Raw genomic sequence first — 24,115 nt, 5'->3', positions numbered from 1 at the left:
GGCCATGAGCCAGCCCCTCATCACCCGCCGGACCTTCGCACTGCTGGTGGGCGGTGCGGGCGCCTTGTCTTGCGCCGCATCTGCCGCTCCCGGGGCGACGGTGTGGCGGCTGGCCACCGGCTATCCGGCGGAAAACTTCCACACGGCCAACCTGCTGGCCATGGCGAAGGAGGTCGGGCTCGCGACCGCAGGGCAACTGCGCATCGAGATCCACGCCGGCAATTCGCTGTTCGCGCTGAACGCGATCCGTGCGGCGGTGCAGGACGGCAAGATCGAGGCCGGCGAAGCCATCATGAGCAGCCTTGCTGCCGACGTGCCGCTGGCCGGCGCCGATTCCGTCCCGTTCATCACCAGCAGCTATGCCGACGCGCAACGGCTCTGGCGCATCCAGCGCCCGCTGATCGAACAGGCCTTCGCCGAGCGCGGGCTGCGCGTGCTCTACGCCGTGGCGTGGCCGCCGCAGGGCCTGTACTCGACCAAGCCGCTCGGCGCGATGAGCGACCTGCGCGGCATGCGGATGCGTGCCTACAACGCCACCACCGCGCGCATCGCGACGCTGATGGGGGCGGTGCCTGTCGACGTGCCGGCCACGGAGCTCGACAAGGCGCTGGCGGACGGCCGCATCGACTGCATGATGACCTCCGCCGTCACGGGCGTGGAGAGCCGGGTGTGGCAATCCATGCGCTTCTTCTACGAGATCAATGCCTGGTTTCCCAAGAACCTCGTGTTCGTCAACGACAAGGCCTGGAGCGCCCTCGAGGCGCCTTCGCGCGATGCGCTGAAGGCCGCCGCTGCGGCCGCCGAATTGCGCGGTTGGGCGAACAGCGCTGCCGCAGCAGCACGCTCCATGGACGAATTGCGGCGCAACGGCATGAAGATCGAGCAGGTGTCCTTCCTGTTCAACCGTGACCTGCAGCGCCTTGGCGAGCACTTCTCGCTGGACTGGGTCAAGCAGGTGGGCGTGGCCGCCAACGGCGTTTTCATTCCGTATTTCGACAAGCGGTGAGGCGGCGAACAGAGGGAAGACCCTACTCGCCGCTGAAGAAGTTGCTGCACCGCAACATGCTTTTGTAGCGGTTTTTTTTCGCAATACGACTAAAGATTCCCAATTCCGGAAACCGCGAATTGGGTGATCGCTTTGCGATGAAATCTTTCGCGCTCAAAGCTCCACGTGAAATGTTTTCACCCGGAAAGCTGTCTCTGAAATTGTTGAAACAGCTTGTACATTGATTCGGAGTTTGCGATTGTTTCCTGAGGGATTCGATCGCTGCCGATTCAATTCAAGACGTGGAGAAGTTCATGAGCACGGTCGATCCCCAGGGCGCCGCATCTGCCCTTACCTCGGGTCAGATGGCGATGTGGCTCGGCGCGAAATTCGCCTCGCCCGACACCAACTTCAATCTCGCCGAAGCCATAGAAATCGACGGCTGGATCGATCCCGCCGTCTTCATGGCCGCCATGCGGCAGGTGACCGAAGAAGCCGAGGCCACGCGCCTGAGCTTTGCCGACACCCCGCAGGGGCCTCGCCAGATCGTCGCGCCCGCTTTCATGCGCGAAATGCCTTACCTGGATTTCAGCGGCGCAGAGGATCCGGCCGCCGCCGCGCAGTCGTGGATGCACGCCGACTTCAGCCGCAAGGATGACCTGGCGCGGGACCAGCTCTGGATGTCCGCGCTGATCCGCATCGCGCCCGAGCGCCACATCTGGTACCACCGCAGCCATCACATCGTGCTCGACGGTTTCGGCGGCGGCCTGGTTGCGCGCCGCTTCGCCGATGTCTACACCGCACGCATCAACGGCACCGAGGTGCCCGAGGCTTCGCGCATCGCGCCCATCTCGCAACTGGCCGAGGAAGAGAAGGCCTACCGCGAGTCCGGCCGCTTTCCGCGCGACCGCCAGTACTGGACGGAGCGCTTCGGCGACGCGCCCGATCCGCTGAGCCTTGCTTCGCATCGCTCGGTCAACGTCGGCGGCCTGCTGCGCCAGACGGCGCACCTGCCGGCCGCCAGCGTGCGGGCCCTGGCGGACATCGCGCAGCAACTGGGCACCACGCTGCCGCAGATCCTGATTGCCACCACCGCGGCCTACCTGTACCGCGCCACCGGCATCGAGGACATGGTGATCGGCATTCCCGTCACGGCGCGCCACAACGATCGCATGCGGCGCGTGCCCGCGATGGTAGCGAACGCATTGCCGCTGCGGCTCGCGATGCGCCCGGACCTGCCGGTGCCTGAGCTCATCAACGAAGTGGGCCGGCAGATGCGGCAGATCTTGCGGCACCAGTCGTACCGCTACGAGCACCTGCGCAGCGACCTGAACATGCTGGTCAACAACCGGCAGCTGTTCACCACCGTGGTCAACGTCGAGCCCTTCGACTACGACTTCCGCTTTGCCGGGCATGCCGCCAAGCCGCGCAACCTGTCCAACGGCACGGCAGAGGACCTGGGCATCTTCCTGTACGAGCGCGGCAACGGGCAGGACCTGCAGATCGACTTCGACGCCAATCCGGCGGTCTACACCGCGCAGGAGCTGGCCGATCACCAGCGCCGGCTGCTTGCCTTCATGACGGCAGTGATCCGCCAGCCCGACCAGGCCATCGGCCACATCGACCTGCTGCAAGCCAGCGAGCGCGAGCAACTGCTGGTGACGTGGAACGACACGGCCCATGCGGTGCCCGACACCCATCTCACCGCGTTGATCAAGGCACAGCTTGCCGCCAACCCGCAGGCCATCGCATTGCGCTTCGCCGGCGAGGACATGCGCAACGACGAGCTCAACCGGCGCGCCAACCGTCTCGCGCACCTGCTGCGCGCACGCGGCGCGGGCCCGGAGCGCACCGTGGCGCTGGCCATTCCGCGTTCGCTGGACCTGATGGTGGCCTTGCTTGCCACGCTGAAGACCGGCGCCGCCTACCTGCCCGTCGACCCGGACTTTCCGCAGGACCGCATCGCCTTCATGCTCGGCGACGCGCAGCCGGTGTGCCTGGTCACCACCGCAGCGCTCGCGGAGTCGCTGCCGGCAGACGCCCCGAAACTTCTGCTCGATGTAGCGCAAACGTTTGCGGATCTGGCGAATTGCGCCGAAACCGACCCCGCCGTCGCGATCGATCCCTCGCACCCGGCCTACGTGATCTACACCTCGGGCTCGACCGGGAAGCCGAAGGGCGCGGTCGTGTCGCACCGCGCCATCGTCAACCGCCTGCGCTGGATGCAGGACCGCTACGGCCTGCAGGCCGATGACCGCGTGCTGCAGAAGACGCCGTCGAGCTTCGACGTGTCGGTGTGGGAATTCTTCTGGCCGCTGATCGACGGCGCCACGCTGGTGCTGGCAAAGCCGGGCGGCCACAAGGACGCCGCATACCTCGCGGGGCTGATCGCGGACGAAGGCATCACCACGATCCACTTCGTGCCGTCGATGCTGGAGGTTTTCCTGCTCGAACCCATGGCCGCCAGCTGCACCTCGCTGCGGCGCGTGATCTGCAGCGGCGAGGCCTTGTCGCCCGCGCTGCAATCGCAGTTCCAGCAGATCCTGCCGTGCGAGTTGCACAACCTCTACGGGCCGACCGAGGCCGCTGTCGACGTCACTTCGTGGGAGTGCCCGCGCACGTCCGAAGACGAGCAGTCGTCGAAGAGCGTGCCTGCCGTTCCTACCGTTCCGATCGGCCGCCCGATCTGGAACACGCAGATGCACGTGCTCGACAGCGGCCTGCAGCCGGTGCCGCCCGGCACGACCGGCGAGCTGTACATCGCGGGCATCGGCCTGGCGCGCGGCTATCTGAACCGCCCGCTGCTGAGCGCCGAGCGCTTCATTGCCAACCCGTACGGCGAACCCGGCAGCCGCATGTACCGCACCGGCGACCTCGCGCGCTGGCGCGCCGACGGCAACCTGGACTTTCTCGGCCGTGCCGACCAGCAGGTGAAGATCCGCGGCCTGCGCATCGAGCCGGGCGAGATCGAATCGGCGCTGCTGCAGCATCCGCAAGTCGCGCAGGCCGCGGTGATCGCGCGTGAAGACGTGCCGGGCGAGAAGCGCCTTGTGGCCTACGTCGTGGCGGCCGATGCGGCCGACCCGCAGGCAGCCGAGCTGCGCACCCACCTCGCGCAAACGCTGCCCGAGTACATGGTGCCCTCGGCCTTCGTCGGCATGCCGGCCTTGCCGCTGGGCCCGAGCGGCAAGCTCGACCGCAAGGCGCTGCCGCCGCCCGAACTGCAGGCGGCCACGCCTTATGCCGCGCCTCGCACGCCCACCGAACGCATCCTCGCGGGGCTCTGGGCCGAGACGCTGCACCTGCCGCGCGTCGGCATCAACGACAACTTCTTCGAGCTCGGCGGGCACTCGCTGATGATCGTGCAGCTGATCTCGATGATCCGGCAGCAGTTCATGATCGACCTGCCGCTGGACACGCTGTTCCAGGTCTCCACCATCGCCGGCCTCGCGGAGCTGCTCGACCAGGCCTCGCAGGCGCGGCCCAGCCTCACGCCGATGCCGCGCCCGGCGCGCATTCCGCTGTCGTTCGCGCAGCGCCGCCTGTGGCTGATGAACCAGCTCGAGAACTCGAACCCGGCCTACAACATGCCGCTGGCCCTGCGCCTTTCGGGCGTGCTCGACCGCGATGCGCTGCAGGCCGCGCTGGACGACCTGGTGCAGCGCCACGAAAGCCTGCGCACCATCTACCAGAACGAAGACGGGCTGCCGTACCAGCAGATCCTCGATGGCGCACAAGCGCGCGCGCTGCTGATCGAAGCCGACAGCAGCGAAGACGAGATCGCTGCCCAGTTGCACGCCGCGGCACGCCTCGGTTTCGACCTCGGCAACACGGCCCCCTTGCGCCCCCATCTGTTCAGGCTGGCCGCCGACGAGCACGTGCTGCTGCTGCTGACGCACCACATCGTCGGCGATGGCGCCTCGCTGCTGCCGCTGGCGCGTGACCTGAGCATCGGCTACGCCGCACGCAGCGAAGGCAAGGCGCCCGGCTGGTCGCCGCTGCCGCTGCAATATGCCGACTACGCGCTGTGGCAGCAGGAACTGCTCGGCAGCGAAGACGACGCCGAGAGCATGGCCGGCCGCCAGCGCGAGTTCTGGCGCGAGACCCTGCGCGACCTGCCGGAGCGGCTGAGCCTGCCGGTCGACCGTCCGCACCCGGCCGTTCCCAGCTACCACGGCGACGTGGTGCCGGTGCAGATACCGGCGCATGTGCACGAACGCATGCTGCAGCTGGCGCGCGACGGCCAGGCCAGCGTCTTCATGGTGCTGCAGGCCGCGCTCGCGGGCTTGCTGAACCGGCTGGGCGCGGGAGACGACATCGTCATCGGCACGCCGGTTGCCGGCCGCAGCGATCACGCGCTGGACGACCTGATCGGCTGCTTCGTCAACCCGCTGGTGCTGCGCACCGACACCTCGGGGCAGCCGGGCCTGCGTGACCTCGTCGCGCGGGTGCGGGCCACCAACCTTGCCGCGTACGCGAACCAGGAGTTCCCGTACGACCGGATCGTGGAACTGCTGCGGCCGCAGCGCTCGGGCGCCAACCTGCCGCTGTTCCAGGTCATGCTGGGATTCCAGCAGGGCGGCAACCGGCTGTCGTTCAGCCTGCCCGGCCTGTCGATCACGCCGCAGCCGGTGGCCGTGGACACCGCCAAGTTCGACCTGTCCTTCATCCTCGACGAACTGCGCGGCGCCGATGGTCTGCCGGGCGGCATTGCCGGCGGCATCCAGTACAGCACCGACCTGTTCGACCGCAGCACCGTCGAAGCCATCGCGGCGCGACTGGTGCGCCTGCTGGAGCAGGCCTGCGACGCGCCCGACGCCGCGCTGGGCAGCCTGGACATCCTGAGCGAAGAGGAAGACCAACGCATGCTTGCCGACTGGAGCGGCAGCACGCTCGACATCGCGCCGCTCTCGCTGGCCGCCATGGTGGAGTCGCACGCCGCCGAGCGTCCGAATGCACCGGCGGTGGTGCTCGACGGCGCGACCGTCAGCTACGCCGCGCTCGACGTGCGGGCCAACCGGCTTGCGCACCTGCTGCGGGGCCGGGGCATCGGCGCCGGCGCCATCGTTGCGACGGTGTTGCCGCGTTCGCTCGATCTCGTCGTGGCGCACCTTGCCATCGTGAAAGCAGGCGCGGCCTACCTGCCCATCGACCCGAATCACATGGCCGGGCGCAGTGCCTTCGTGTTCGGCGAGGCGGCGCCCGCAGGCGTGCTGACCCATGCATCGCTGCTGCCGGAGCTGGCCGGCATTCCGCATTGCCTGGCGCTCGACAGCGACGAAACGGTCGCCGCACTGGCGATCCAGTCTGACGACCCCGTGGCGCAGTCGCGAGCGGTCGATGCGCGCGATGCCGCCTACGTCATCTACACCTCCGGCTCCACCGGCCTGCCCAAGGGCGTGGTGGTGCCGCATGCCGGCCTGAGCAGCCTTGGCGCATCGATGGCGCAGCGCTTTGCCATCGGCCACGACTCGCGCGTGCTGCAGTTCTCTTCCAGCGGCTTCGACGCTTCGGTGATGGACCTGCTGATGGCCTTTCACGCCGGCGCCGCGCTGGTGGTGCCGTCGCCGCAGCAACTGCTGGGCACGGAACTGGCCGAGCTGCTCGAGCGCCAGGCCGTGAGTCATGCGCTGATTCCGCCCGCCGCGCTGGCAACCCTGCCGCACGGCGAATTCCCGCATCTGCAGACGCTGGTGGTGGGCGGCGATGCCTGCCCCGCCGCGCTGGCCGCGCGCTGGTCGCAAGGCCGCCGCATGATCAATGCGTACGGCCCGACGGAGATCACCATCTGCGCGAGCACGAGCGCGCCGATGAATGCCGAAGAGCAGCCCTCCATCGGCCAGCCGGTCTGGAACACGCGGGTGTACGTGCTCGACGACAGCCTGCAGCCGGTGCCGCCCGGTGTCGCGGGCGAGCTCTACATCGCCGGCAGCGGGGTGGCGCGCGGCTACCTGAACCGCCCGCTGCTCAGTGCCGAACGCTTCATCGCCAACCCCTTCGGCGAACCCGGCAGCCGCATGTACCGCAGCGGCGACCTGGTGCGCTGGCGCGGCGACGGCAGCCTCGACTTCCTGGGCCGCGCCGACCAGCAGGTGAAGATCCGCGGCTTCCGCATCGAGCTGGGCGAAATCGAATCGGTGCTGCTGCAGCACCCGCTGGTGACGCAGGCGGCAGTGATCGTCCGCGAGGACGTGCCGGGCGAGAAGCGCCTCGTGGCCTACGTGGTCGCTGCGGCCGATCCGCAGCCGATCGAGTTGCGCGCCCACATGGCGAAGGCGCTGCCCGACTACATGGTGCCTTCGGCCTTCGTCCACCTGCCGTTCCTGCCGCTGACCCAGAGCGGCAAGCTCGACCGCAAGACATTGCCGGCGCCCGAGCAGCAGGCCGCCGCACCGTATGCCGAAGCCCGCACGCCCACAGAAAGGCAGCTGGCCGCGCTCTGGGCCGAGACGCTGCACCTGGAACGCGTCGGCATCCACGACAACTTCTTCGAGCTCGGCGGGCATTCGCTGATGGCCATCCAGCTCGGCATGCGCATCCGCCAGCAGGTGCGTGCGGACTTCCCGCACGCCGAGGTCTACAACCGACCGACTGTCGCCGAACTCGCCGCGTGGCTCGACGACTCTGCCGGCACGGCCGAGGCGCTGGACCTGTCGCGCGAACTCGATCTGCCCGCGCACATCCGCAGCCAGGATGCTTCGCCGCCGCTGGCTGCAAAGCGCGTGTTCCTGACCGGCGCCAGCGGCTTCGTCGGCAGCCACCTGCTGGCTGCGCTGCTGCGCGACACATCGGCCTGCGTGGTCTGCCACGTGCGCGCCGCCGACGAAGAGGCGGGCAAGCGCCGCCTGAAGCTCACGCTGGCCCAGCGCCAGCTCGGCGCGATCTGGAACGACACGCGCATCAAGGTCGTCACCGGCGACCTCGGCAAGCCGCTGCTCGGCCTCGACGACAGCGCCGTGCAACTGGTGCGCGACGGCTGCGACGCCATCTACCACTGCGCCGCGCAGGTCGACTTCCTGCATCCCTATGCCAGCCTGAAGCCCGCCAACGTCGACAGCGTGGTCACGCTGCTCGAGTGGACGTCGCAGGGCCGGCCCAAGAGCATGCATTACGTCTCGACGCTGGCGGTGATCGACCAGAACAACAAGGACGGCACGGTCACCGAGCAGTCGGCTCTCGCTTCGTGGAGCGGGCTGGTCGACGGCTACAGCCAGAGCAAATGGGTCGGCGATGCGCTGGCCCGCGTGGCGCAGGCGCGCGGCATGCCGGTCGCGATCTACCGGCTGGGGGCGGTCACCGGCGACCACACCCACGCGATCTGCAACGCCGACGACCTGATCTGGCGCGTGGCGCATCTCTATGCCGACCTGGAAGCGATTCCCGACATGGACCTGCCGCTCAACCTGACGCCGGTGGACGACGTGGCGCGCGCCATCCTCGGCCTTGCGGGCCAGCAGACGTCGTGGGGCCAGGTGTTCCACCTGATGAGCCAGGAGGCGCTGCGGGTGCGCGACATTCCGCCGGTGTTCGAGCGGCTTGGCATGCGGCTCGAACCGGTGGGGCTCGAGCCCTGGCTGGAGCGTGCGCATGCACGGCTCGCCGTGGGGCAGGACCGCGACCTTGCTGCGGTGCTGGCGATTCTCGACCGCTACGACACCTCGGCCACGCCGCCGCAGGTCAGCGGCGCGGCCACGCATGCACAGCTCGAAGCTATCGGCGCGGCGATCCGCCCGGTGGACCGCGAACTGCTGCAGCGCTACTTCGTCGACCTCGGCATTGACACCAAGGCACGCCGTGCCCTGGAAACCAGCGCTTCATAGGAGACCCGACATGGCACGCTATCTCATCGCGGCAACCGCATTGCCGGGACACGTGTTGCCGATGCTGGCCATCGCCCAGCATCTGGTGAACCTCGGGCACGAGGTGCGGGTGCACACCGCGAGCCGGTTCCGGGCGCAGGCCGAGGCCACCGGCGCAAGCTTCACCGCCTTCGACGCCGCGATCGACTTCGACTACCGCGAGCTCGACCAGCGCTTTCCGCAGCGCCAGCGCCTGCCGTCTGCGCATGCGCAGCTGTGCTTCGGCCTGAAGCACTTCTTTGCCGACGCCATGGCCGCGCAGCGGGCCGGCCTGGGCGCGATCCTGGAGAACTTTGAGGCCGACGCCATCGTGGTCGACACGATGTTCTGCGGCACCTTTCCGCTGCTGCTGGGGCCGCGCGAGCATCGCCCGGCGATCGTTGCCATCGGCATCTCGGCGCTGCCGCTGTCCAGCTGCGACACGGCCTTCTTCGGCACCGCGCTGCCGCCGTCGTCCACGCCGGAAGGGCGCGTGCGCAACCGGGCGATGAACGCCAACCTCAAGCAGGCGATGTTCGGCGAGGTGCAGCGCTACTTCGATGCGTTGCTGACGTGCGCGGGCCTGCCCGCGCTGCCGGACTTCTTCATCGACGCCATGGTCAAGCTGCCGGACCTGTATCTGCAGCTGACGGCGGCGTCTTTCGAATACCCGCGCAGCGACCTGCCCGCCTCGGTGCGTTTTGTCGGCCCGCTGCTTGCGCCCGCCAGCCGCGACTTCACGCCGCCCGACTGGTGGCACGAGCTGGACGACGGCCGCTCGGTCGTGCTGGTCACGCAAGGCACGCTGGCCAACCAGAACCCGGCGCAGTTGATCGGCCCGACATTGCAGGCGCTGGCCGGGGTGAAGGACATCCAGGTCATCGCCACCACCGGCGGCCCGCTGCCGGCCGCGCTGAACATGGCGGTTCCCGCCAACGCCCGCGTGCTGCCGTTCCTGCCCTACGACCGACTGCTGCCCAAGGTGCATGCGATGGTGACCAACGGCGGCTACGGCTCGGTCAACCATGCGCTGAGCCTCGGCGTGCCGCTGGTCGTGGCCGGCGCCACCGAGGAAAAGCCCGAGATCGCCGCGCGCGTGGCGTGGTCGGGCGCGGGCATCAACCTCGGCAACGGCCAGCCGAGTGCACGCCAGATCGGCGACGCCGTGCGCAGGCTGTTGAGCGAACCCAGCTACCGCCAGCGTGCGGGCGTGCTGCGCGAGGACTTCGCGCGCCATCACGCATTGACCGAAATCACCACGGCCCTCGTGGCACTGCGCGAGGCAGCCCCCGAGTCCGTGGAAATGGCTTGAACGCCTGAACCCATTCAAGGAAATCGACCATGAGCAACCCGTTTGACGACAAGAACGCCACCTTCCTGGTGCTGGTAAATGAAGAAGGCCAGCACTCGCTGTGGCCGAGCTTCATCGAGGTGCCCGCCGGCTGGCAGGTCGCGCTGGCCGCGACCGACAGGGCGGCCTGCAGCGCCTTCATCGAGGCGAACTGGACCGACATGCGGCCGCGATCCCTTGCGGCCATGGATCTCGATGCCGCCAAGGCATGAGGGTGTTTGCCCTGCATCGGCGCGGCGCTGCCTGGGCGTATGCGTCGCGGTTCCGGTCGCCTGCTGCCGGTGACTTGAACAAGGAACGCACCGAGCCAGTGGGGGAGGGGGCCGGCGTTCTTGCGAAGGCGCCTGGAGCAAGAAGGCAACAACAGGGCAGGCCGCGCCAGCGATGAGCGTCTTGTCCGTCTGGCCGTATTTCGTGCTCGTGCTGGTCGTGCTCGGCGTACTGGCGCTGCCGGTTTTCCGCGCGGCCGATGAGCCACCGCAGCGCGACCAGCGCACCGCGACGCTCGACGGGCTGCGCGGCTTTCTCGCGCTGAGCGTCTTCGTGCATCACCTGATGGTGACCCATGGCTACATCGAGCGTGGCGAATGGACGTTTCCACACTCGGGCTTCCACACCCTGCTCGGGCAGGTCGGCGTAACGGTCTTCTTCATGATCACCGGCTTCCTGTTCTGGGGGAAATTGCTCGACGCCAAGGGCCGGCCGGACTGGACGAGCCTCTACGTCGGCCGGCTCTGGCGCATCGGGCCGATGTACCTGGTGGCGGTGGGCCTGATGTTTCTCATCGTCGCCTGGAGAACCGGGTTCGAGCTCAAGGAGCCGGCCTGGTCCGTGCTGGGCGAGATGCTGCAGTGGCTGGCCCTCGGCATCGTGCCGATGCAGCCCGATATCAACGGCTATGACGGGACAAGGTTCATTCTCGCGGGCGTGACCTGGACAGTCTTTGTGGAATGGCTGTTCTACGGATCGCTCCGGCTGATGGCACCGCTCGCGCGCGGCGGGCGGACGCCGCGCTTCGTCGCCGGTGCCTTGCTGCTGTGCCTGCTGGTGCTGACGTTCTCCGCGCTTTCGCCGGACGGCTCGCTTTGGCACCCGACGCTTTTGCTTGTGGTCGGCGCCCTGGCGTGGGTGCTGGCGTCGTTCCTCATGGGCATGCTGTCGGCTTGGTTGATCCGTCGCGATGGCGCGAGCATGGCGAGGCTGCGACTGCCGGAATGGGCGGCTTCACTGCTCGCACTGGTCTGCCTCGGTGCCGTGTTCCTCTGGTTCGAGCACATGGTCGGCCCCATTCAGGCCTTGCTGCTCTGGGTCTTCTTCCACCTGGTCTGCCGCGGCAGCACGCTGTTCGGCCTGCTGGCCACGCGTGCGGCCCGGCGCATGAGCACGGTGAGCTACAGCATCTATCTGCTGCAGGGGCTCGTTCTGACCGTGGTCTTCGCGGCACCGCCGGTGCGCGATTTCGCGATGACCGGCGCGCTGCAGTACTGGCTGGTGGGCATCCTCTGCGCGCTGCTGCTCGTGGCCGCCTCGGTCGTCAGCTACCGCCTGGTCGAGAAGCCGGGTATCGCGCAAGGCAAGCGTGCGCGATCGGGCCTGCGCCGGCTGCCCGCCGCGCAGGGCGCCCGGCCCTGAGGGGGGGCGGATCTGCGCTCTCCAAGACCTAGGAGCTGTTAACAGAAAGTGGGTTGCAGAGCCTCATTTTGCGCGGGTTTCTGCGACACGTGAAGAATTGGCGCGTTCGCAAATAGTTGGCTGACAGAGTTGATCTTGAACAGACGAAATTTCTTGGCAACAGAAAGTTGGCGCTGCGTAAGCGGCTGGTGCGCCCATTTTTCCCGCCCGCAAAGGCAAGCATCGTCTGAGATCGATGGCTGCGTCTTGGCTCATTGCTGTTCTTCGAACTGACGCATTTCTAAAGTTGGCAATGAAGTCGCTCAAACAGTTGGCACGCGCCTCCAGATTCGATAGAAGTACAGCGCCTGGAACAACAAGGCACACCCGTACGTGGCTGGATAGGCCATCCAAAGCCCATGGATGCCAAAGAACCCGTCGAAAAAGCTGGCCAGCGGCACCAATAAAACTGCCAGGCAGGCGAGTGAAATCGTGGTCGGGATGAGCACTGTCCCAGCGGCACGCATCACCCCACTAAACACGCTGGCAATACCAAACAGGACACTGCCCCAGACCGTGATGTGAAGCAAAGATCCGGCAAGCTGAACAACTTCAGGCTCAACTACGAACAGGCGCACAGCGCTTGAGGAGAAAAGTGCTGCCATCGTCGCCACGCCTCCCGTGAGCGCCAAGTTCATCCAGATGCCAGTGTTCGTGATCTGACCAACCCGAACAAATTCTTTGGCCCCAATAGCTTGTGCCGCGAATACAGAGGCCGCGATGGCAATACACATAGCGGGCATCTGCACGTAGGCCATCACCTGATTCACCGCGCCCCACGCAGCGGTAGCCGTGGCGCCGTAGCTGTTGACCAGGGATAGCAATATCATGTCCGCCAGCGAGCCGGTGACAAAGAAAAGCCCCGTTGGCACGCCGAGTCGTACGATCTCAAATAGGATCGCGCGATTAAAGCGAAGATGCGGTGCAATGCTGCCGAGGGCAAAAGGTGAGCGCCTCTTCGCAAGATGACGCATCAGCCACACGAGCGAGAGCAATGTTGCACACGCGCTAGCTAGCGCAGCCCCTTCCACCCCGAGACGCGGCATGCCCAGTGCTCCGCCAATGAGGGTCGGCGTCAGAACAATCAAAGCGGCGCAAGCGATCGCGAGCGAGAAGAGCGGGGTGCGTGTGTCGCCAGTGCCTCGCAATACGGCGGAAATCAGCATGAACACAAACACCGCCGGAAAGGCCAGCACGGCGATACGTGCGTAGGCGGTTGCCGCCTGCCGAATCTCTGGCGGGGTGTGCATCCACTGCAGCCATGTGTCCACGGAGACGATGCCAACCAAGGCAGCGACAAGGCCCAGGCTCATACCTCCGACCAGCGCAGCTCCGGCGATCTCCTGCGCCTTGGTGAGATCCTTGGCACCCCACGCACGGCCCACAAGGATCGAAGCACCCGTTCCAAGGCCGATCACAAAGGCCGTGAAGAACATTAGAACGGGAAAGACCCCTGCAGCAGAGGCGATGGCACTCGCGCCCAACATACGGCCGAGGAAGATGCCGTTGATTGTGTTGGACAGCGCTTGCAACACATTGCCCAGCAACAGCGGGAGCAAAAAGATGATGAACTGCTGCCCCAAAGATCGGCGCGAAGTCTCTTGGGGTGAAGGTCTTGCAGCGGCGGTCACGGAGTTGATTCGTGTCGGGGGCGGGAGTGCTCACTCTACCAGCGCTCTGATGGTCTACCGACTACTTAGCGCCCGAGCGCACTCGCATGCTTACGAACGTCGACTTCCCATGCCCACGACGTATGTGCAGTCGCGGAGCGAGATTCCGGCAAATCCTCCGTGTTTCCTTGGAGGTAGGAACTAGGTTGTATGAAGCGTGGATCGATCAACTCGCTCGGCGCCATCGATGAGGAAGTAACTCGTCAATGCGGCTGTTCAGATGCGTCGGCAGGCGCGTAAGTACGTCTTTGAGGTAGGCCCACGGCTCATGGCCATGGAGTTTGGCCGATTGCACCAGGCTCATGACGATCGCGGCGCGCTGGCCCGCCAGCTCGCTGCCCGCGAACAACCAAGCCTTGCGTCCCATCGCCCATGGCCTCACGAGATTCTCAATGCTGTTGTTATCGATGCTCACCTCGCCGTCACGGAGGTGATGGGTGAGCGCTGGCCAGTGGTTGAGGCTGTAGTCGATCGCCTTGGCTGTCGCGCTGCCGTCAGGCACGAGACCTCGCTCCAGCGCGAGCCACGCATGCAGTTGCTTCCACAGCGGCCACGTGCCAACAAGCCTACCGGCCAAACGCTCATCGGGCGTCATCGAGACCATCTCGCGCTCGACCCTGTAGATTCTCGCGATGTGATGCAAGGCTTCTGTCGCGACAGCGCTGCGCCCGCCGTCGTGCAATAGCTCATCGAACTTGCGTCGCGCGTGCGCCAGGCAGCCGGCTGCCATGCGGTCCGGCACCGCGCTCAACACGCTGTCGTAGGCCTTGTATTCGTCGCGCACCAGCGTGCCGCGCCAACCTCTGCGGTCGTTGCCCACTGCCCCGAGGAACGCGATGGGGAACCGCGCGCCTCGCCCTACGCAGAAGTCGTAGATCACACCCGGCACCGCATCGAAGGCGCCGCGGGCATAGGCCCAAACGTAGGCGCGTCTGGTCTTGCCTGCCCCTGGGTCGAGCATCGCTACCGGCGTCTCGTCGGCATGCAACACGCGCGCGGCCAGCACGAAGCGTTTGTGGGCTTCGTACAGCGGCTCCAGGGCCGCGCCGGCTTGCCCGGACCAGCTTGCCAGTGTCGAGCGAGGCGTGTGCACGCTGGAGCGCGCGTTGATCGCCTCCTGCCGGTAGTACGGCAGGTGGTCGACGAAACGACTGATCAATGTGTGGGCCACAAGTCCAGCGGCAGGCATGCCGCCATCGATGACCTGAGATAGCGCCGGCGCCTGCACGAGGCACTGGCAGCAGCGGCAAGCCCACTTGCCGTAGATGTGGCGGTGCACGAAGAACTCTGCTGGCACGATGTCCAGCCGCTCGCTGACGTCCTCGCCCACACGCGTCATCGGCTTGCCGCACCCCGCACTCGGACAATTCGTGTTCTCGGGCTCGTGGTGGTGATCGACGCGACGCAGCTCGTCGGGTAGAGGTTTGCGACGTGGCGCGCGCCTGGTCATTGCGCTGTCTTCGGACGGCGCTGGCGCCTCGCCCTTGGCTTGCCGCAACAGCGCCAGCAAGCTGGCCTCGTCCTCAACCAGCGTCTCTTCGAAGAGACGGCGTTGCTCGGCGCTCATCGCCTCGGTCTTCGCGCCGAACTTCCAGGCCTTCAGCCGCGCGAGCTGGAAGGCGATCTTCTCGATCTTGGCATCCTTGAACTTGATCTCGCTGTCCTGGCGGCGTAAGCGCTGAAGCATCTGCTGCGCCAGCGCGGCGACGGACTCCGGCGCCAGACCTCGCAGGTCTTCGTCCTTGAGGTCGTGCAGTTCTTGCATGCGTGGATCATGCAGGTGGCGGCGACACGCCGCCACTGGGAGATGCGCTGTCAACGCACCGCCTCTCGAGCCCTTCTTCTAGAGCCGCGTGATCGCGCTCATCTCGGGTAGCCGCTGCCACGGCAACCCGACCACGAGCGCATCGAACTGCGCCTGCGTCAGCGCGATCGGCTTCGCCGTGTCGAGCTCGCGTGGCCACGCGAAGCGACCGACGTTCAATCTTCTCGCAGCACACCACACGCCGAAGCCGTCATGCACAAGCACCTTGATGCGCGTGGCCCGCGCATTGGCAAACATATAGCCGTGGTGGGCGTTCGCGCTTCCCAGCGCGTGCACCACGTGCGCAAGTAGCCGCTCGGCACCGGAGCGCATGTCCACTGGCTTCGTGCACAGCCACAGCGCGTCGATGCGAATCATCGCAGCACCTCGCGAAGCCACACTGCGCAGCCTGCGGCCGCCGAGGCGGGCCACGTCACGTTCACGCCGATCGCGCCACGCTTGAACTCAAGACGGATCTCCTCGGTAGCGGCAGCTGTGACCGCGGGCGCTGGCATCGAGGGCGGTGGTAGCGGGGGCAATGACAGCGCGATGAACTGCGATGCCGACTTCGCAACCGTCGTCGACGTTGCCGGTGGAACTGGACTCGCCCCGCGTCCGCGACGCCATTGATGCACAAGGTTGTCGTTCAGCTGGAATGACAGCGCGACCGCCGCGACCGATGCCCCAGGCTCCGCGCAGGCGGCCAGAACTTGCGCCTTGAACTCTGCACTGTGGCGGCGCCGTTGCTTCGGATTGACGTCCATTGATGATGTCCAGCTAACTTAGATGGACAGCATGGTCTCCTGCTTGGCTTCAGTTCTCAAGGTGGGACGGCCGGTCGCTTACTGTGCGACTGTAAGCATGGAGGCCAACGCCCACAGTTCGTGGATGCGGTTGTAAGCAACGTCGATAAATGTGAATGAACCCAGATCTATTGCCATTCAATGCGAATCTGCCAAGGGGCTACTGGTTCGCGCATGTGCAAATCCTGCCGCCTCGCTCTTGCTGCGACAACCCGCTATCGCGTAGATAGGCGTTCCGCAACTTCGCGCGCACCGAGGTCTCGCACTGCCGCAAGACTTTCGAGTTGCGCTGCCCGCGGGCGTGCCTTGCCTTGTTCCCAGTGGTAGATGGTCTGCCCGGACACGCCAACCAGCTGCCCATAGCTCGCTGCGGAGAGCCCAAGCTTTGCGCGATGTGCCGCCAGCCTGGTTGCGCTGAATCGACGCTTCGTACCTTCTGCAGCTTCATTGGCCGAATCAGGCACTGTGGCGGAGCGCGTCGCGCTCTTCGCAACACGGCGCAATTCTTTCTCGAGCGCATTCACTTGGCGACGTAGCTCGGCAATCGACGCGCGATGCGCGACCGATGCCTTCTTGAGCGTTTCGATCTCGGCGCGCACTTCTTTGCGAGCAACACGGGAGATTTCGGTTTTGAGGATCGAGGCAATATTTGGCATGGGCACATTGTGCCGCGCCGTTGCAATGCTGCAATTCTGCTGCCGGACCTTCAAGTCCGGGCATGAAAAGCGACAGCGGTCGGCATCGAGGCGGTTCCCTGAGCGGCTTTTTTCTCCCTGGCCTCTACCAGCGCCGAACCACTGTCGATAGGCAGTTTGCGCGACCGAGGTGAAATCGGAATGAAGTCCATGCAGGAGTTCTGTGAAACGATACTTGCCGTCTTGTTTCATGCAACTGCTGTCCCTGATGCAGCCAGTCAGAGCTGGCGCTTGAGCGACCCTGTGTCCCGCCGCCGAGATCTCACCGGGGCTGGATCGCCCGCCTGATCCGATCCGCGTATGTCGTCAGTATCGGCACCATCGCCACGACGTCCTCCAGCGTGCGCCTGCTCTTTGGCGCAGAGATCGTGAGCGCCGCCACGACCTGACCATCCGTGTTCTGTATGGGTACTGCGGCACCGACGACGCCTGTGATGTACTCGGACTCGTTGGCTGCGTAGCCCTGGTTCTTCACTTTCCGAAGACGCTCGAGGAGCACCTTCGGCTCGGTGACGGTCTTGGGTGTCAGTGGCTCCCAGGGGCCGGAGGCCATGAACTTGGCAAGCTCGTCTGGCGGCAGTGCGGCGAGGAAGATCTGTCCACTGGACGTGCAGTGGAGCGGCGCCTTCTGGCCGGCCTGGAACTGGAGCGTGAGGGGCGATTGCCCCATGACGCTCGCGATGTATTCCACCTCGCCGGAGGACATCAACGCCAGGCCGCAGGTCTCCCCGGTCTTTTGTGCGACGGCCGTCAGCAGCGCCTGTATCGGCGCGTAGACGATGGTGGAGCTCAGGATCGACGTCGCCAGTCCAACCAGCTTGGGGGCGACGGCGTACTTGCCCTTGACGGGCATCTTCTGGAGAAACTGTAGCTCCTCCAGCGTGGCGATCATCCGGTGTGCCGTTGGCCTGGGCAGATCGAGGAGATAGACGATGTCGGCGGCGGAGATCATGCCCATCTTTGCCGCCAGGTTGAGGACCGCAAACAGCCGCTCGACAGGCGTTCCCACAACGGCCGTCGACGCCTTCTTCGCCTTCTTGGTCATCGTGCTCATGGCCGCATTATTCCGATCTCTATCGACGTCCAGGAACGGCATAGCGATTTTTCAGAATGGCCACGAGCTGCGACGTCAGCGAGGAAAGCACCATGTAGATCACGGCGACCGCCAGGTACATCTCGACGAGGCGTCCATCGCGTTGGGCAATCTTCGAGGCGGCTCCCAGCAGATCAGTGACCGACAGCACGTAGACCAGCGACGTATCCTGAAACAGGATGATCGTCTGCGTGAGCAGTATCGGACTGACGACACGCAGAACCTGCGGCAGGATGATCAGTCGATAGGTCTGCCAAGTCGACATCCCCAGCGCCTTGCACGCACCATACTGCCCCTTTGCCATCGACTTGAACCCTGCGCGAATGATCTCGGCATAGTAGGCGGCCTCGAACAGCGTGAACGTCACGAAGGCCGTCCACACGGGCCCGATCTGCACCGGCCTCGAGGCTCCGGTCATCCACATCAGCACGAGCGGCATCAGGAAGAAGAACCAGAAGAGCACCATGATCAGGGGCACCGAGCGGATCAGCGTGATGTACGCACTTGCGAGCTGCGATGCGACCGGAACTTCAAGGTGCCTCACAAGAGCGAGGCCGATACCGAGCAACAGGCCGCCGAGAAAGCCGACCGCGGTGAGCTTCAGCGAGAACACCAGCCCGTCGAGCAGGAACGGCCAGGCCTGCGCGATCACGGAAAAGTCGAAGTGGTTCATGGCTTCGCTGCCTCCTTTCGCATCGGGAAGAGGCGGCGCCTCGTGATCGTGGGTTCCGTGCCGGGCGTGCGAAGGCGCTTTTCCAGGCCATGCATGACGGCATAGACGGAGAGCGCGAGCAGCAGATAGAGGATGGTTGCCGCCCCGAAGGCCTGGAACGTCTTGAAGGTGAACTCGTTGATCTGTCGAGCCTGGGCGGTGAGTTCAAGAAGCCCGATGGTCAGTGCCACCGACGTGTTCTTGAAGATGCCCATCACCTCGCTGGTCAGCGTCGGCATGATGATGCGCAGCGCCTGCGGAAGCAGGACGGTGCGATACAGCTCCAGTTCGGTCATGCCCAGTGCCTTGGCTGCCGATCGCTGACCGTAGGGCAACGCTTCGATCCCCGCCTTGACCTGCTCTGCCACGCGAGCACCGGTGTAGAGCGAAAGCGCGATCAACGCGGGAAAAAAGGCTCCCCAGGGCGGCACCATCTTCTTCATCGCATTGCCGAGGTCGGGCGGCAGCAGTTCCGGCAGCACGAAGTACCAGAGGAACATCTGGACGATGATGGGAATGTTGCGGAAAACCTCGACGTAGAGCCGCGCGGCCAGCGCGATCGCCCGGTTGGAGGAGGTCCGGCCACAGCCGACCAGCACCCCCAGGACGAAGGCTACGCACCAGCCCGCCAGCGCCAGGGCGACCGTCCAGCCCAAGCCATTGAGCAGCCAGGCGAGGTACAGCTCCTCGCCGTCCTGGACTGTCTCGAAAAGAACGTCGAACACATCGAGCTCCGGTCAGTTTCAGATGGTGTTTCTTCAGTCGATCCGGTCGCTGGGGGCCTTGATTCGCTCCTTCAGCTTCTCCGTCATCGGAAAGGCAAGGCTCACGTTGCGCGGCGGGATCGGCGACTCAAACCACTTCTTGTAGAGCTTGTCGTACTCGCCGCTCTTCATGAGGTTGCCGATCACGCCGTCGACGAGGGCCTTGAACGCCGGATCGTCCTTGCGCAGCATCAAGCCGTAGTAGATATTGTCGAAGCCGCCGGGCATGAGGGCAAACGACGCCGAGTTGCGCGAGTTCGCCTTCTCCCCCGCCAGCAGGATGTCGTCCTCGAGCCAGGCGACGGCACGGTTGCTGTCGAGCGTGAGCATCGATTCGCCATGGTCCTTGGCCGCGATCGTCATCAGCGCCATCTTCTGCTCTTCATTGAACTTGCGTGCGAAGCCGACGGCGTTGGAGCCTTGCGTGACCACGATGGTCTTGCCCTTGAGGTCCGCCGAACTCTTCACACCGGAGTCCACACGCACCAGCCAGAGCGGCTGGCTGACGAATGTGGCCACGGAGAAGGCGACCTGCTTTTGCCGCGCGGCGTTGTTCGCGGTGCCGCCGCACTCGACGTCGACGGTGCCGTTGACGACCAGCGGAATGCGGTTCGACGAGTTGACGGCCACCTGCTTGACTTCGAGCTTGGGCATGTTCAGCTGCTGCTTCACCTTGTCGACAACGGCTGCGCACAGGTCCATCGAAATGCCGACGGGCTTCTGCTGACTGTCCAGGAACGAGAACGGCACGGACGACTCGCGGTAGCCGAGCGTGATCGCCCCGGTTTCCTTGATCTTCTGCAGCGTATCTCCGCCGGTCTGGGCGAAGGTGGGCATGTTCGCGGCCAGCAGGCATGCGGCTGCGATGGTGAGAAACGACGACTTCGGGTTCATGAAGATTCTCCTGCGGTCAATAAGAAAAACGGATGGCAATCAGTCGACCTGGCTCGCTGCGCTCGGGTGGGCACCGCGGCTCAGGCGCTGCTGGATCAGCGATACGACCTGGTCGACGTCTTCGGAGGTATTGAAGAGTCCGAAGGAGATGCGGATGCCACCGCGCTCAGGCGATACGCGAACCTGGTTCTGCGTGAAGTAGTCCAGCCATTCGGCGACCGGCAGATCCAGCACGTAGATGTGGGCACGGCTGGCACGGGTGCGTGGACCGACGAGGCGCACATCGAGCTTCTCGAGCTGTGCGATCAAGCGATCGCCCAGCTCGAGCACATGCGCTTCGATGCGCTCGACACCGGTCTTTCGGATGAGGCTGATCGAGCTCGACAAGGCATGCAGATCGGGAAGGTTGTAGTTGCCGAACTCGAAACGCCCGGCATCCTTGCGCGGCGCCAGATCGTCGGGCCGCGCGATGTAGTCCTCGGGGGGATTCGCCAGGCTGCTCATCGCAAGGTAGGCCGGTTGCAACTCATCCAGGCCGGCCTTCACGTAGAGGATGCCCAGGCCCTGGGGCACGAGCAAACCCTTGTGGCAGCCAGCGGCCAGCACGGACACGCCCAGCTTCCTGACGTCGACCGGAAGCACGCCGACGGACTGCATCACGTCGACGACCAGGTAGATGCCCTTCTGTGCACACAGGCGGCCGATGCTGGCGATGTCGTGCCGCTGGCCCGCATGGAAGGTCACGTGCGACAACGAGATGACCTTGGTCCTGGCGTCGATGAAGGTCTCGAAGGTCTCCGCGGTCGCGATTTCATCGTCTGCCACCTTCACGAAGCGCACCTGCACGCCCTTGCGCTTCAGGTTGAGCCAGGCATAGGCATTGTTCGGATGGTCGCCCTCGAGCATCAGGACGGTGTCTCCGCTTGCGAGCGGAACGGCATTGGCGGCGATATTGAGGCCCTCGGAGGTGTTCTTCGTGAAGGCGATCTCGCTGGGGGATGCATTCAGCAGCGCCGCGACGTCTTCCCGGGCGCGCTCGACGCGGCGCATCCACACAGGCTTGGGGCCGGCCATTTCGTTGCCTTCCGCGAGAAATTCGGAAAGCGCCTGGCGCACGCAGGTCGCCATGGGTGTCTGGTGCGCGGAGTCCAGGTAGAGCATCCGCTTGGTGACCGGAAATTCCTGGCGGATGGAATCAATTTCGAGAAGGGCGGACATGGTTTCCTCAGTTCATCAATCATTGCCCCGATGTGGGGCGGCGGGTGCACGGAACGCATGACCACCGTGTGACGTGAATCGATGCGACGGTGTCATCCTAGGAGTGCCTGTGAGTCGCCACGTCTCGATATTCGGCCATATCGAAGGTCGAATTTCCAAGGGAAAGTACAGGCAGATCGCTCCGGAAGTTGCGTCCGAATTTCGAGACAAAATTTCGCCACAAGCAGCATCGAACAGGCTCTTTCATACGCTGCTCGCAGGGTTTTGGAGCGCTGAACGAAGGTGCTCGACCCCAAGACCGCGCCCTCGCAGGAGTCAACGCCTCGCACCATGCCGGGGCGAAGTCCGAACGGGAATCGGCCCTTGAATTTTTTGCGTTGCACTTTTCGGACGCGCGTCCGACCCGGGCGCCGCGCGGGCGAACACGATGAAAGAGGCACCTTGCGAGAGCGTGCTCATCGGGCTGCTGCGTATCGAAATCTGAACACACCCAGTCGGCGCGCAGACATACCATCCGCCGCGCTCTGCAACTGCAGGGCTCCGTGGACAGGCTGGCTGCTCACCATCCGCCGCGAGGAAAACGTACGTCGCCGCGCAGTCCCGGCGATTGAACCTTGAGGAACCTCGACCCCATGAAAACCAAAGCCGCCGTCGCCTGGAAATCCGGAGCCCCGCTCACCATCGAAACCGTGGACCTCGAAGGCCCGAAGTTCGGCGAAGTGCTGGTCGAGATCAAGGCCACCGGCATCTGCCACACCGACTACTACACCCTCTCGGGCGCCGACCCCGAAGGCATCTTCCCCGCGATCCTCGGCCATGAAGGCGCGGGCATCGTGGTCGACGTCGGCCCCGGCGTCACCACGCTCAAGAAGGGTGACCACGTCATTCCGCTGTACACGCCCGAATGCCGCCAGTGCAAGTTCTGCCTGAGCCGCAAGACGAATCTGTGCCAGCTGATCCGTGGCACGCAGGGCAAGGGCCTGATGCCCGATGCCACCTCGCGCTTCAGCCTCGACGGCAAGCCGATCTTTCACTACATGGGCACGTCGACCTTCAGCAACTACACGGTCGCCCCTGAAATCTCGCTCGCCAAGATCCGCGAAGACGCCCCCTTCGACAAGGTCTGCTACATCGGCTGCGGCGTCACCACGGGCATCGGCGCGGTGATCTTCACGGCCAAGGTGGAAGCCGGCGCCAACGTGGTGGTGTTCGGCCTCGGCGGCATCGGGCTGAACGTGATCCAGGGCGCCAAGATGGTGGGTGCCGACAAGATCATCGGCGTGGACCTGAACCCCGAGCGCGAAGCCATGGCCCGCAAGTTCGGCATGACGCACTTCATCAACCCCAAGGACACCGAGAACGTCGTCGATGCCATCGTGCAGCTGACCGATGGCGGCGCCGACTACAGCTTCGAGTGCATCGGCAACACCAAGGTGATGCGCCAGGCGCTCGAATGCACTCACAAGGGCTGGGGCCGCAGCATCATCATCGGCGTGGCCGAAGCGGGCGCCGAGATCAGCACGCGGCCGTTCCAGCTGGTCACCGGCCGCAAGTGGGAAGGCTCGGCCTTCGGCGGCGCACGCGGGCGCACCGACGTGCCGAAGATCGTCGACTGGTACATGGAAGGCAAGATCAACATCGACGACCTGATCACGCACACCATGCCGCTGGAGGACATCAACAAGGGCTTCGACCTGATGAAGCGCGGCGAGTCGATTCGCGGCGTGGTCCTGTACTGAGCGATGAGCTTCAGGGTTGTTTCAGAACACGCGTGCTATGGCGGCATGCAACGTTTCTACGAGCATGCGTCGCGGGTCATCGGTCTGCCTATGCGCTTCTCGATCTATTTACCGAAAGCCTGTGCAATTCAGAAGGTTCCCGCTCTGGTCTATCTGGCAGGCTTGACCTGTACCGAAGAGACGTTCCCGATCAAAGGAGGAGCCCAGCGCTTGGCATCCGAGCTGGGCATTGCGCTAATCGCACCGGACACCAGCCCGCGAGGCGCAGGCTTCGAGGACGAGTCGGACAGCTGGGACTTCGGTGTCGGCGCCGGCTTCTACCTCGATGCCACGCAGGCGCCATGGTCTAAGCACTGGCGCATGGAAAGCTACCTCATGGAGGAACTGCTTCCTGCCATCTGCGAGAGCTTGCCGATCGTGAGCGATCGAATCGGCATCTTCGGCCACTCGATGGGCGGACACGGTGCGCTGACGCTCGCCCTGCGCCATCCGGGACGCTTCAGGTCGGTCTCGGCTTTTTCGCCGATCTGTGCGCCGACCGAAGCGCCGTGGGGCAAGAAAGCATTTGGCGGCTATCTCGGCATCGACTCTCAAGCCTGGATTACGCACGACGCAACGCAGCTGATGGCAATGCAGACAGAAGCACCATGGCCGGAAGGCGTCCTCATCGATCAAGGCCTTCTGGACAAATTTCTTGTCGAGCAGTTGCATCCACACCGCTTCGAAGCGGCATGTGCCAAGGCGGGCCAGCCACTGACGTTGCGCTGGCATGTGGGTTACGACCACGGCTATTTTTTCATCCAGACCTTCATGGCCGATCACCTTCGCCATCACCACCGCATCCTCAGTTCCAGCCGGAGCTGAATGCTTTAACCCCT

At 65.1% G+C, this 24,115-nt stretch carries 17 protein-coding genes; 7 read left to right on the top strand and 10 right to left on the bottom strand.

What is annotated here, in order from left to right; genetic code table 11:
* Nucleotides 1–4: 4 nt before the first annotated feature.
* From ACN9MV_RS31520 to ACN9MV_RS31500, 5 genes are all read left to right on the top strand, one after another.
* Nucleotides 5–1,006: a TRAP transporter substrate-binding protein gene (locus ACN9MV_RS31520; RefSeq protein ID WP_426390822.1), complete on the top strand. Its 1,002-nt coding sequence runs from the start codon at nucleotides 5–7 to the stop codon at nucleotides 1,004–1,006.
* A 293-nt stretch (nucleotides 1,007–1,299) separates the two neighbouring features.
* On the top strand, nucleotides 1,300–8,805 hold the full coding sequence (locus ACN9MV_RS31515) for an amino acid adenylation domain-containing protein (protein ID WP_426390821.1): 7,506 nt from the start codon (nucleotides 1,300–1,302) through the stop codon (nucleotides 8,803–8,805).
* A gap of 10 nt (nucleotides 8,806–8,815) precedes the next feature.
* A complete protein-coding gene (locus ACN9MV_RS31510; protein ID WP_426390820.1) occupies nucleotides 8,816–10,135 on the top strand; it encodes a glycosyltransferase in 1,320 nt (439 codons plus the stop codon).
* A gap of 29 nt (nucleotides 10,136–10,164) precedes the next feature.
* Nucleotides 10,165–10,386, top strand: coding sequence for an MbtH family protein (locus tag ACN9MV_RS31505; RefSeq protein WP_093055474.1), 222 nt, complete (start codon nucleotides 10,165–10,167; stop codon nucleotides 10,384–10,386).
* A gap of 172 nt (nucleotides 10,387–10,558) precedes the next feature.
* A complete protein-coding gene (locus ACN9MV_RS31500) occupies nucleotides 10,559–11,806 on the top strand; it encodes an acyltransferase family protein (protein ID WP_426390819.1) in 1,248 nt (415 codons plus the stop codon).
* Nucleotides 11,807–12,108: 302 nt separating this feature from the next.
* Here the strand turns inward: ACN9MV_RS31500 and ACN9MV_RS31495 are convergent, their stop codons facing one another.
* The 10 genes from ACN9MV_RS31495 to ACN9MV_RS31450 form a co-directional block, all read right to left on the bottom strand.
* Nucleotides 12,109–13,476 (bottom strand): MATE family efflux transporter, encoded by a 1,368-nt coding sequence (locus ACN9MV_RS31495; RefSeq protein WP_426390818.1) that lies wholly within the window; start codon nucleotides 13,474–13,476, stop codon nucleotides 12,109–12,111.
* Nucleotides 13,477–13,681: 205 nt separating this feature from the next.
* Nucleotides 13,682–15,280 carry an IS66 family transposase gene (gene tnpC, locus ACN9MV_RS31490; RefSeq protein WP_426390817.1) on the bottom strand — a complete coding sequence of 533 codons (1,599 nt, stop codon included), beginning with the start codon at nucleotides 15,278–15,280 and terminating at the stop codon, nucleotides 13,682–13,684.
* A 78-nt stretch (nucleotides 15,281–15,358) separates the two neighbouring features.
* Nucleotides 15,359–15,697, bottom strand: coding sequence for an IS66 family insertion sequence element accessory protein TnpB (gene tnpB, locus ACN9MV_RS31485; protein WP_426390816.1), 339 nt, complete (start codon nucleotides 15,695–15,697; stop codon nucleotides 15,359–15,361).
* Nucleotides 15,694–16,083, bottom strand: coding sequence for an IS66-like element accessory protein TnpA (gene tnpA / locus ACN9MV_RS31480; protein WP_426390815.1), 390 nt, complete (start codon nucleotides 16,081–16,083; stop codon nucleotides 15,694–15,696). Before tnpA ends, tnpB begins: the two co-directional genes overlap by 4 nt.
* A gap of 254 nt (nucleotides 16,084–16,337) precedes the next feature.
* Nucleotides 16,338–16,778: a helix-turn-helix domain-containing protein gene (locus ACN9MV_RS31475; RefSeq protein ID WP_426393218.1), complete on the bottom strand. Its 441-nt coding sequence runs from the start codon at nucleotides 16,776–16,778 to the stop codon at nucleotides 16,338–16,340.
* A gap of 301 nt (nucleotides 16,779–17,079) precedes the next feature.
* The gene (locus ACN9MV_RS31470; RefSeq protein ID WP_426390814.1) at nucleotides 17,080–17,871 is read right to left on the bottom strand and encodes an IclR family transcriptional regulator; all 792 of its coding nucleotides are present in this window, start codon (nucleotides 17,869–17,871) and stop codon (nucleotides 17,080–17,082) included.
* Nucleotides 17,872–17,890: 19 nt separating this feature from the next.
* Nucleotides 17,891–18,583: an amino acid ABC transporter permease gene (locus ACN9MV_RS31465; protein WP_047786840.1), complete on the bottom strand. Its 693-nt coding sequence runs from the start codon at nucleotides 18,581–18,583 to the stop codon at nucleotides 17,891–17,893.
* Nucleotides 18,580–19,347, bottom strand: a complete 768-nt coding sequence (locus tag ACN9MV_RS31460; RefSeq protein WP_426390813.1) for an amino acid ABC transporter permease — start codon at nucleotides 19,345–19,347, stop codon at nucleotides 18,580–18,582. The genes ACN9MV_RS31465 and ACN9MV_RS31460 overlap by 4 nt, the downstream gene beginning before the upstream one ends.
* A 33-nt stretch (nucleotides 19,348–19,380) precedes the next feature.
* Nucleotides 19,381–20,280 (bottom strand): transporter substrate-binding domain-containing protein, encoded by a 900-nt coding sequence (locus ACN9MV_RS31455; RefSeq protein ID WP_426390812.1) that lies wholly within the window; start codon nucleotides 20,278–20,280, stop codon nucleotides 19,381–19,383.
* A 39-nt stretch (nucleotides 20,281–20,319) separates the two neighbouring features.
* Nucleotides 20,320–21,498, bottom strand: coding sequence for an aminotransferase class V-fold PLP-dependent enzyme (locus ACN9MV_RS31450; RefSeq protein WP_426390811.1), 1,179 nt, complete (start codon nucleotides 21,496–21,498; stop codon nucleotides 20,320–20,322).
* 632 nt (nucleotides 21,499–22,130) lie between these two features.
* Between ACN9MV_RS31450 and ACN9MV_RS31445 the strand changes: the two genes are divergently transcribed.
* Both ACN9MV_RS31445 and fghA read left to right on the top strand, forming a co-directional pair.
* Nucleotides 22,131–23,237, top strand: a complete 1,107-nt coding sequence (locus ACN9MV_RS31445) for an S-(hydroxymethyl)glutathione dehydrogenase/class III alcohol dehydrogenase (protein ID WP_097201034.1) — start codon at nucleotides 22,131–22,133, stop codon at nucleotides 23,235–23,237.
* A 45-nt stretch (nucleotides 23,238–23,282) separates the two neighbouring features.
* Nucleotides 23,283–24,101 carry an S-formylglutathione hydrolase gene (gene fghA, locus ACN9MV_RS31440; protein ID WP_426390810.1) on the top strand — a complete coding sequence of 273 codons (819 nt, stop codon included), beginning with the start codon at nucleotides 23,283–23,285 and terminating at the stop codon, nucleotides 24,099–24,101.
* Nucleotides 24,102–24,115 lie beyond the last annotated feature (14 nt).

It is taken from the genome of Variovorax sp. R-27 (genome assembly GCF_049913215.1).
GTDB lineage: Bacteria > Pseudomonadota > Gammaproteobacteria > Burkholderiales > Burkholderiaceae_C > Variovorax.
This window is presented reverse-complemented; position numbering and strand designations above follow the sequence as displayed.